This is a genomic window from Allobosea sp. P1_A7 (assembly GCF_056406775.1).
The window spans coordinates 1-8,759 of the sequence record NZ_JBFTZN010000310.1 but is presented as its reverse complement, the minus strand read 5'-3'; the positions used below and the strand labels follow the sequence as shown (position 1 = coordinate 8,759).

General features: G+C 65.8%; 8 protein-coding genes. 5 read left to right on the top strand and 3 right to left on the bottom strand.

The genetic code is table 11. The features are described 5' to 3' along the window. On the bottom strand, window positions 1-401 hold a 401-nt coding region (locus tag AC1D34_RS32280; protein ID WP_476826439.1), incomplete at its 3' end, for a DUF3419 family protein. A 161-nt stretch (window positions 402-562) separates the two neighbouring features. Between AC1D34_RS32280 and msrB the strand changes: the two genes are divergently transcribed. Next, window positions 563-1,003, top strand: coding sequence for a peptide-methionine (R)-S-oxide reductase MsrB (gene msrB / locus AC1D34_RS32275; RefSeq protein ID WP_476826438.1), 441 nt, complete (start codon window positions 563-565; stop codon window positions 1,001-1,003). A gap of 56 nt (window positions 1,004-1,059) precedes the next feature. Here msrB and AC1D34_RS32270 read toward each other — a convergent pair whose 3' ends face one another. After that, complete coding sequence (locus AC1D34_RS32270) at window positions 1,060-2,715, bottom strand: acyl-CoA dehydrogenase family protein (RefSeq protein ID WP_476826437.1); 1,656 nt, start codon at window positions 2,713-2,715, stop codon at window positions 1,060-1,062. Between the two features lie 118 nt (window positions 2,716-2,833). Between AC1D34_RS32270 and AC1D34_RS32265 the strand changes: the two genes are divergently transcribed. From AC1D34_RS32265 to AC1D34_RS32255, 3 genes are all read left to right on the top strand, one after another. Continuing rightward, the gene (locus AC1D34_RS32265; RefSeq protein ID WP_441489293.1) at window positions 2,834-5,209 is read left to right on the top strand and encodes an ATP-dependent helicase; all 2,376 of its coding nucleotides are present in this window, start codon (window positions 2,834-2,836) and stop codon (window positions 5,207-5,209) included. A gap of 122 nt (window positions 5,210-5,331) precedes the next feature. Beyond that, window positions 5,332-5,778 carry a GNAT family N-acetyltransferase gene (locus tag AC1D34_RS32260; protein WP_441489294.1) on the top strand — a complete coding sequence of 149 codons (447 nt, stop codon included), beginning with the start codon at window positions 5,332-5,334 and terminating at the stop codon, window positions 5,776-5,778. 31 nt (window positions 5,779-5,809) lie between these two features. Next, window positions 5,810-6,760 carry a 50S ribosomal protein L11 methyltransferase gene (locus AC1D34_RS32255; RefSeq protein ID WP_476826436.1) on the top strand — a complete coding sequence of 317 codons (951 nt, stop codon included), beginning with the start codon at window positions 5,810-5,812 and terminating at the stop codon, window positions 6,758-6,760. A 105-nt stretch (window positions 6,761-6,865) separates the two neighbouring features. On the opposite strand, the gene AC1D34_RS32250 is transcribed toward AC1D34_RS32255, so the two are convergent. After that, window positions 6,866-7,096, bottom strand: a complete 231-nt coding sequence (locus AC1D34_RS32250) for a hypothetical protein (RefSeq protein WP_476826435.1) — start codon at window positions 7,094-7,096, stop codon at window positions 6,866-6,868. 304 nt (window positions 7,097-7,400) lie between these two features. Between AC1D34_RS32250 and AC1D34_RS32245 the strand changes: the two genes are divergently transcribed. Beyond that, window positions 7,401-8,759 (top strand): aminopeptidase P family N-terminal domain-containing protein (locus AC1D34_RS32245; protein ID WP_476826434.1); only part of this gene is annotated, 1,359 nt, incomplete at its 3' end.

Sequence of the window (8,759 nt, the reverse complement as noted above, 5' to 3'; positions counted from 1 at the left end):
GCGTCATAGAGCGCGATATTCGCCTGCGATTGCGCCTCACCGAAAAAGCGCAGGAACTGCTCATGGCCTGCCAGGCCGTCGAGTGCGGCGAGCTTGAGCTTGCCGAGCGCGATATGGGCGCCATTCAGATCGACAGCGCTGATCTTCGCCGGGTTGGCTGTGAGATAGGACAGGATATTGCAGGAGCCGGACGCGATTGCCACGACATGATCATCGGGGCGCAGGTCCAGCGCCTCCATGTCGACGACCGGATCTTCCCAGATCTGCGGATAGACGAGCCCGGAAAAGGCCAGGGTGAACAGGCGCTCCAACATCCCCGCCCGCGACAGCGGATTGCTGCGATGCACCGCCGTGGTCAGGCCAATTGTGGTTTCCCGCCGAACCGTACGCGCCGTCTGCATTCTTCGTTCCTCGCGCGGTCCGTTGCGATGGCGAGCCGACTAGAGGAGTCGCGTGACGGTTGGGTGACGCACTTTGCGGATCAGCTATCCGTGAGGACGGGCTGACGTGGAGCGCAATCATCCCCATATTCCGCCCGAAACCTTTGAACGGGAGAATGACGATGGGACTGTCCGGACTGTTCGGCGGCAAGGCCAGGGAAGCCGGTGAGTTCGAATTCCAGCTGACCGACGAGGAGTGGCGCCGCCGCCTGACCCCGGAGCAGTACCACGTGCTGCGCGGGCATGGCACCGAGCGCGCCGGCTCCTGCGCCTTGAATTTCGAGAAGCGCGCCGGGCGCTTCACCTGCGCCGGTTGCGGCAACCCGTTGTTCCAGTCCGGCAAGAAAYTCGAGAGCGGCACAGGCTGGCCGAGCTTCGACCAGCCACTGGAGGGTGCGGTCGGTATCAGCGAGGACAATAGCTACATGATGCAGCGCACCGAGGTGCATTGCGCCCGCTGCGGCGGCCATCTCGGCCATGTCTTCCCTGACGGCCCGCCACCGACCGGACTGCGCTACTGCATCAATGGCGTCGCGATGGATTTCGCTCCGGCCGAGGCCTGAGCCAGTCGGCCGGCCGCACTCCCCTTCGGGAGGGCGGCCGCGCAAACGCGTGAGTGCTATTCCACCGCCGGGACTGCCCGATGCGCCAGCGCGGCAGCATCCACGGACGCCGGCAAATCGCCGAAATGGCCCGACCAGCGCCCCTCGAGCCGCGTCGCCATGAAGGCGTCTGCGACCACGTGAGGTGCGTGGCGCAGCAGCAGCGAGGCCTGCAGCGCCAGCGCCAGCCGCTCGACCAGCCGCCGCGCCTGTCCTTCGCTTCGCACCAGAGCGGGTATCTCCGACTCCAGCGCGCTCAAATGCGCATCGAAGCGTTTGTTGGCGCCGGCCGCGCGTCGCATCTCCTCGATCAGCGCCACGAGAGAGCCCGGCTCTCGCTCGAGCGAGCGCAGCACATCGAGACAAATGACGTTGCCCGAGCCCTCCCAGACGCTGTTGAGCGGCGCCTCCCGATAGAGCCGGGCCATCGGGTTTTCCTCGATGAAGCCGTTGCCACCATGGCATTCCAGTGCCTCGACCACCACCGCCGGTGCGCGCTTCGAGACCCAGTATTTCGCAATCGGCGCGCCGATCCGCGCCAGCAACCGGTCGCTCTCGCTCGTTTCCTGACGGTCGAGCGCCGCAAACAGCCGAAAGGCGAGCCAGGCTGCAGCCTCGGCCTCGATCGCAAGATCGGCCAGCACGTTCTGCATGATCGGCTGATCGATCAGCCCACGCTGGAAGGCGCGCCGATGAGCCGCRTGATGCGCCGCCAGCGAAACGGCGAGCCGCATCTGACCGGCCGACGCCGCCGCAATGTCCAGCCGGGAGCCCTGGTTCATGGCCAGGCCGGTGCGCAGGCCCCGGCCTGGCTCGCCGATCATCTGGCCGATCGCACCGCGGAATTCGACCTCGGACGAGGCATTCGAGCGATTGCCGCATTTGTCCTTGAGCCTCTGGATCGCCACGCCGTTGCGCGAGCCGTCCGGCAGCCAGCCCGGCACGACGAAGCAGGAAATGCCCTCGGCGGTTCGGGCCAAGGTCAGGAACAGGTCGGAATGCGGCACCGAGAAGAACCACTTGTGCCCGGTCAGGGACCATGTCCCGTCGCCATTGTCCTCGGCGATGGTCTGGGTCTGGCGCAGGTCAGAGCCTCCCTGCTTCTCGGTCATTGCCGTGCCGACGGTCACCCCTGTCTTGGCGGAGGCGGTTATCTGGCGGCGGTCATAGCGGTTGGAGTTGACCAGGGCGCCCCACTTGCTCCAGAGGTCGGGCTCCTGCCTCAGGACCGGGATCGCGGCATAGGTCATGCTGATCGGGCAGCAGATGCCGCTTTCGCCCTGGCTCCAGAGATAGGAGAGCGCAGCACGCGCGACCTGTGCGCCCGGGCCCGGCCTGTTCCATGCGAGCGAATGGGTCTCCTGTCCGATCGCGAGCCCCATCAATTCGTGCCAGGCCGGATGGAACTCGATCTGGTCGATGCGGTTGCCGAACCGATCATGGGTCCTGAGTTCGGGCGTGAACCTGTTCGCCAGTCGCGCCAGGTCCTGCACCTGCGCCGAGCCGACAACCCGCCCTGCCGCGTGCAGGCGCTCCGAGGCCCAGCCTGCATCGAAGGCTGTGGTCGCCGYCTGCAACACGGGATCAGCCGCGAAGGCGTCGTAATCGCACAGTATGGGAACCTGGTTCGTCACTTCATGGGTGGAATGGCGGGAGGCGATATCCACATTCATCGCGGCGCGTCCTGACGATCGGGCGAGCATTCAACGCCCAACAGCCTTATCCAGCAATCTGCGGCGCAACAGCCTATATTGCCTCTGGAACGAATCACGATCAAAGCGACCTGAAGCCTTGTCCGATCACACCACGTCCGCCCCTCTGCCCCGCCCCGGCGGCCTCGCCGCCCGCGCCGCCGCACAGCCGGCGGCAGGCTATCTGGCAGGCCTCAACCCGGAGCAGCGGCAAGCGGTCGAGGCCACGGATGGCCCTGTTCTGGTCCTGGCAGGCGCCGGCACCGGCAAGACCCGTGTGCTGACCACGCGCATCGCCCATCTGATCGCCACAAACCGCGCCTACCCGTCCCAGATCCTCTCGGTGACCTTCACCAACAAGGCAGCGCGCGAGATGAAGGAGCGCATCGCAAGCCTCGTCGGCCCCGTGGCCGAAGGCATGCCGTGGCTCGGCACCTTCCACTCGATCTCGGCCAAGATCCTGCGCCGCCATGCCGAACTCCTCGATCTGCGCTCGGACTTCACCATTCTCGATACCGACGACCAGATCCGCCTGATGAAGCAGGTCATCACGGCCGCCGGGATCGACGAGAAGCGCTGGCCCGGCCGCATGCTGGCGGGCTTTATCGACAGCTGGAAGAACCGCGGGCTCGCCCCCAAGGACGTGCCGCCGGGCGAAGCCGGCGTCTTCGCCGGAGGCAAGGGCGGCGCCCTTTATGCCGCTTATCAGGAGCGGCTGAAGACGCTGAACGCAGTCGATTTCGGCGATCTGCTGCTGCACTGCCTGACGCTGTTCCGGGAGCATGCCGATGTGCTCGCGACCTATCATGAGCGCTTCCGCTACATCCTGGTCGACGAATATCAGGACACCAACACCGCCCAGTATCTCTGGCTGCGCCTGCTGGCGCAGGGCCGGCGCAACATCGCCTGTGTCGGCGACGACGACCAGTCGATCTATGGCTGGCGCGGCGCCGAGGTCGACAACATCCTGCGCTTCGAGCATGATTTTCCCGGCGCGGTCGTGGTCAGGCTGGAACGGAACTACCGCTCGACCGGGCATATCCTCGCCACCGCCTCAAAACTGATTGCCCGCAACGAAGGCCGGCTCGGCAAGACATTGCGCACCGAGGACGAAGCCGGGGAGAAGGTCACGATCACCGGCGCCTGGGACAGCCAGGAGGAAGCCCGCCTGATCAGCGACGAGATCGAGGCGATGCAGAGCAAGGGCGAAAACCTTGCCGAGGTCGCCATCCTTGTCCGTATCTCCGCCCAGATGCGCGAGATCGAGGAGCGCTTCGTCCATGTCGGCGTGCCCTATCGCGTCATCGGCGGTCCACGCTTCTATGAGCGGGCCGAAATCCGCGACGCCATGGCCTATCTGCGCTGCGTGGTGAGCCAGACCGACGATCTCGCCTTCGAGCGCATCGTCAATGTGCCGAAGCGCGGGCTCGGCGACGCGACGGTCCAGCTTCTCCACAACCACGCCCGGGCAACCGGCCTGTCGCTGCTGCAATCGGCCCGTGCCGTGGTCGAGACCGAGGAACTGAAGCCGAAGGCCCGCACCGCGCTGCGCGAACTGGTCGAGGCCTTTGCCCGCTGGTCGACCAAGGCCGAACACATGAAGCAGGGCGAGCTTGCCGAGCAGGTGCTGGAGGAATCCGGCTATACCGAGATGTGGCAGAAGGATCGCTCCGCCGATGCCGCCGGCCGCCTCGAGAACCTCAAGGAACTGGTGCGCTCTCTGGACGAGTTCCCAGACCTGCCGGCCTTCCTTGAGCACGTCTCGCTGGTGATGGATGCCGATGGTGGCGAGGCCGGGGCGCGCGTCAGCATCATGACACTGCACGCGGCCAAGGGGCTCGAATTCGATACTGTCTTCCTGCCCGGCTGGGAGGAAGGCCTGTTCCCGAACCAGCGCGCGCTCGACGAAAGCGGCCGCGCCGGGCTGGAAGAAGAGCGCCGCCTCGCCCATGTCGGCCTGACCCGGGCCCGCAAGCGCCTGAAGCTCCTCTTCGCCTCGAACCGCCGGATTCACGGCCTTTGGCAATCGAGCCTGCCGAGCCGCTTCATCGACGAGTTGCCGGAGGAGCATGTCGAGGTCGTGCAGGCGCCGTCTACCTATAGCCAGGGCGGCTACGGCGCCTCGCGCTTCGACCGCATGGAAAGCTTCGGCTCGTCCTACCAGACACCAGGCTGGCAGCGCGCTCAGGAGAATCGTGCGCGGAATGGTGGCGGCTCAGGCTTCTCGGACAACGGCGGCCGTGGTTTCGGCCAGGGTGGCTCGGGCTCGGGCCGCCAGCGCGGCCCACTGCTGATCGAGGGCGAGTTGACGGCGAAATCGACCGGCAGCTCCGCATTCGATGCCGGCGCCCGTGTCTTCCATATCAAGTTCGGCCCGGGCTCCGTCGCCAGCGTCGACGGTAACAAGCTGACCGTCGATTTCGACAAGGCGGGCCGGAAGATGGTGCTGGACTCGTTCGTGCAGAAGGCGGGCTGAGCAAGCGCAGCCGTCATGTCCGGCGCGCCGATGCAGAGCATCGCCGAAGCGGTTATGCAGGCCCGGATTGCCCCGGGCCGGTTCCGCAGAAATGCCGGCTCCAAGCCAGCAGGATCAGCACGATGCCCGACGTCGCGGTCAATCTGACCGACACCGCCAATCCCGATCTCCACGCGGTGATCTCGCAGGGTCTGCGGGACTACAATGTCGAGATGGGCGGCGTCAGCGACCACAGGCCACTGACGATCACCATCAAGGACAGCAGGAGTGATGAACTGATTGGCGGACTGCTCGGTCGCACCTCGCTCGGCCTGCTCTTCATCGACCTGTTCTATGTGCCCAAGACCCAGCGCGGGTCGGGCCTCGGCACCCGCATTCTGCAGATGGCAGAGGCCGAGGGTTTTCGCCGAGGTTGCCGCAAGGCTGTGCTCTACACGCTCAGCTTCCAGGCGCCGGAGTTCTACAAGCGCTTTGGCTGGAGCGTCTTCGGTGAGATCGCGCTCGAACCGCCCGGAGCGACCCGCTATTTCATGACCAAGGACCTCGCCGCCCCTGCCGACGGCGCATGACATCCGCCCCCGCCCCTGCTATCCCGCCCGCATGCGTGAAGGTCTTCTCCCAGCCACGGTCGCGACCGTGCTCGAACTCTCAACCAGCGGCGACAAGGCGCGCGCGCTGACGGAACTGCTCGGCGAGATCTTCGATCCGACCGAGACGGCCATTTCCTCCTTCGAGATCGAGGACGGCGTCACCACGCTCTCGCTCAGCGCGCCGTGGAAGGTCGAGATTTATTTCGCGACCCATCCCGATGAAGACGCGGTGCGTGACATGCTGCGCCCGATCGTCGGCGACAGCATCGATTCAACCCCCTTCACCACCGTCAACCAGAAGGATTGGGTCGCCACCAGCCTCGACGGGCTCAAGCCCGTGCGGGCCGGGCGCGTGCTCGTCCATGGCGCGCATGACCGCGGCACGGTGCGGGTGAATGATGTCGCGATCGAGATCGAGGCGGCGCTCGCCTTCGGCACCGGCCATCACGGCACCACCGCCGGCTGCCTGCTGGCGCTTGATGCCGAACTCAAGAAGCGCCGCCCGCCGCGCGGCCTGGATGTCGGCACCGGCACCGGGATTCTGGGGCTCGCGCTCGCGATGCAGACGAAGCGCCGCGTCGTCGCCGGCGATATCGATGCCGTCGCAGTCGAGGTCGCAGCGCGCAATGCCCGCGTCAACCACGCGCCAGGGGCGCTCGATCTCTATGTCGCGCCCGGCCTGCTCCACGCCAAGGCAAACCGGCCCGGCCATTTCGATCTGGTGTTCGCCAATATTCTGGCCGGCCCGCTGAAGCGTCTCGCCCCGTCGCTCGCGCGCGTGCTGGCGCGGGATGGAACCCTGATCCTCTCCGGGCTGCCCCAAGACCGCGCCGCCCTTACTAGGCCAGCCACCCAAAGAGGGTGTTGTCGCTTCGAGCTCAGGCTCAGAAGGCGATGTGGCCGTACTTCTGTTCCGCCTCGGCCTGCAGGGCGCGAGCGTCATGCCAGACGGCGGCGGTGAACTTGGCCGTATCGACGACCCATTCGAAGACGTGCTTGACGATGGCGATCATGGTCTTGGTCCTTTTTGGAGCGCGGGCGGCCTCTTCGGGCGCGGCGCTAAAGATCAGCGGTTGAACGGAAGCGCGGCGTCGTTCTTCAGCGCCGTTTGCGGAAAGCCGCCGAGCACGATCTCCGCCTCGTTGACGAGGTAGGAGCGCGCGCGCAGCTCACGGATGGCGGAGCGGCGACGGCTTTCGATCATTGCGACATAGAGGCGCTGCCAGAAGCTCAGACCCGCCGTGTTCATGACTTTGGCGGCAGGCAGGGCTTCGGTCGCATTCAATACATAGGTCACAGGTCCATCTCCTCATTCCAAACGAAGGACAGTCCCGGTCGCTTCCTCGTTCTCTTATGCAACCAAAGTGGTACTTCTTCGCATTTGCGAGAAGATGATTTCGCAGATGCGAGATATGCGCATGACGCATGCGTACCCCAAATTTTCATTAACATTTGACGCCCACCGCATAGCGACGAGGCAGAACGCCCAAAACGTCGGCTATCAGGGCCTACCGACAAAGCAGGCAAGGATGTCGCATTTGCGCTGGCCTTCCGCCGGTTCTGACGCGACGATGGCGGGTATCGCCATGTTTGGACCCGCCATGACCGAATCGCCCGCGCACAATTTGTCGACCTGCCGCTTCCAGTCCTTTTCCGAACCGAGCAATCCCGCCGAAGTCGCGCCCCGCGTCGCGGCCCTGCGCAAGGCGCTCGCTGCCCAAGGCCTGGACGGGTTCATCGTGCCGCGCGCGGACGAGCATCAGGGTGAATATGTTCCGGCCCATATGGCGCGGCTCGCCTGGCTCACCGGCTTCACCGGCTCAGCCGGCAATGCCGTCGTGCTGGCAGACAAGGCAGCCCTGATCGTCGACGGCCGTTACACCATCCAATCGGCCGAGCAGACCGACACGCAGGTCGTGGCGCCGGTGAAGATGGAAGAGACCCCGCTCGAACGCTGGATCGAAGCGAACCTGCCTGCAGGGGCGAGGCTGGGCTACGATCCCTGGCTGCACACCGTCGATGGCGTCGCCAAGCTCGAGAAGGCGGTCGCGGCATCCGGCGGCACACTGACCGCCGTTTCGCGGAACCCGATCGACGCCCTCTGGAGCGATCGCCCGGCTCCTCCAGCCGCCGCGGTCAAGGCCCATCGCGGCGACTATGCCGGTGWGACCACCGCCAGCAAACTTGCACGCATCCAGGAAGCGCTGACCAAGGCCAAGGTCGACGCATTGGTCATTTCCGACCCGCATGCCCTCGCCTGGACCTTCAATATCCGCGGCGGTGACGTCGAGCACACGCCCCTGCCGCTGGGCTATGGCATCGTCCCACGCGAGGGGCGTCCGACCGTCTTCCTTGCACCCGAGAAGATCACGAACGAGGCTGGCGACGCCATCGGTGCGGTCGGTGAGATCGCCCCACCTGCATCACTCGAAAGGCAACTCGAGGCGCTCGGCAAGGCCAGGGCCAAGGTCCGGCTCGATCAGGCGACGGCCGCCTCCGCACTCGCCACCCTGATCCGCGATGCCGGTGGCACGCCCGATGCCGGCGCCGACCCGATCGCATTGATGAAGGCAAGGAAGAACGAAGCCGAGCTCAACGGGGCGCGCGCCGCGCATCTGCGCGATGGGGCCGCCGTGGTGCGCTATCTGTCATGGCTCGCGCGCGAGGCGCCGAAGGGCAACCTCACCGAGATCGACGCGGTCGCCGCACTGGAATCCGAACGCCTGAAAACCGGCCTGCTCAAGGACGTCTCCTTCACCACCATCGCCGGCGCCGGCCCCAACGCCGCCCTGCCCCATTATCGCGTCACGGAATCCAGCAATCGCCGGCTCGAACCCGGCATCTTCCTGGTCGATTCCGGAGCGCAGTACGAGGACGGCACCACCGATATCACCCGCACCATTGCAGTCGGTACCCCGACCGCCGAGATGCGCGATCGCTATACACGCGTGCTCAAGGGC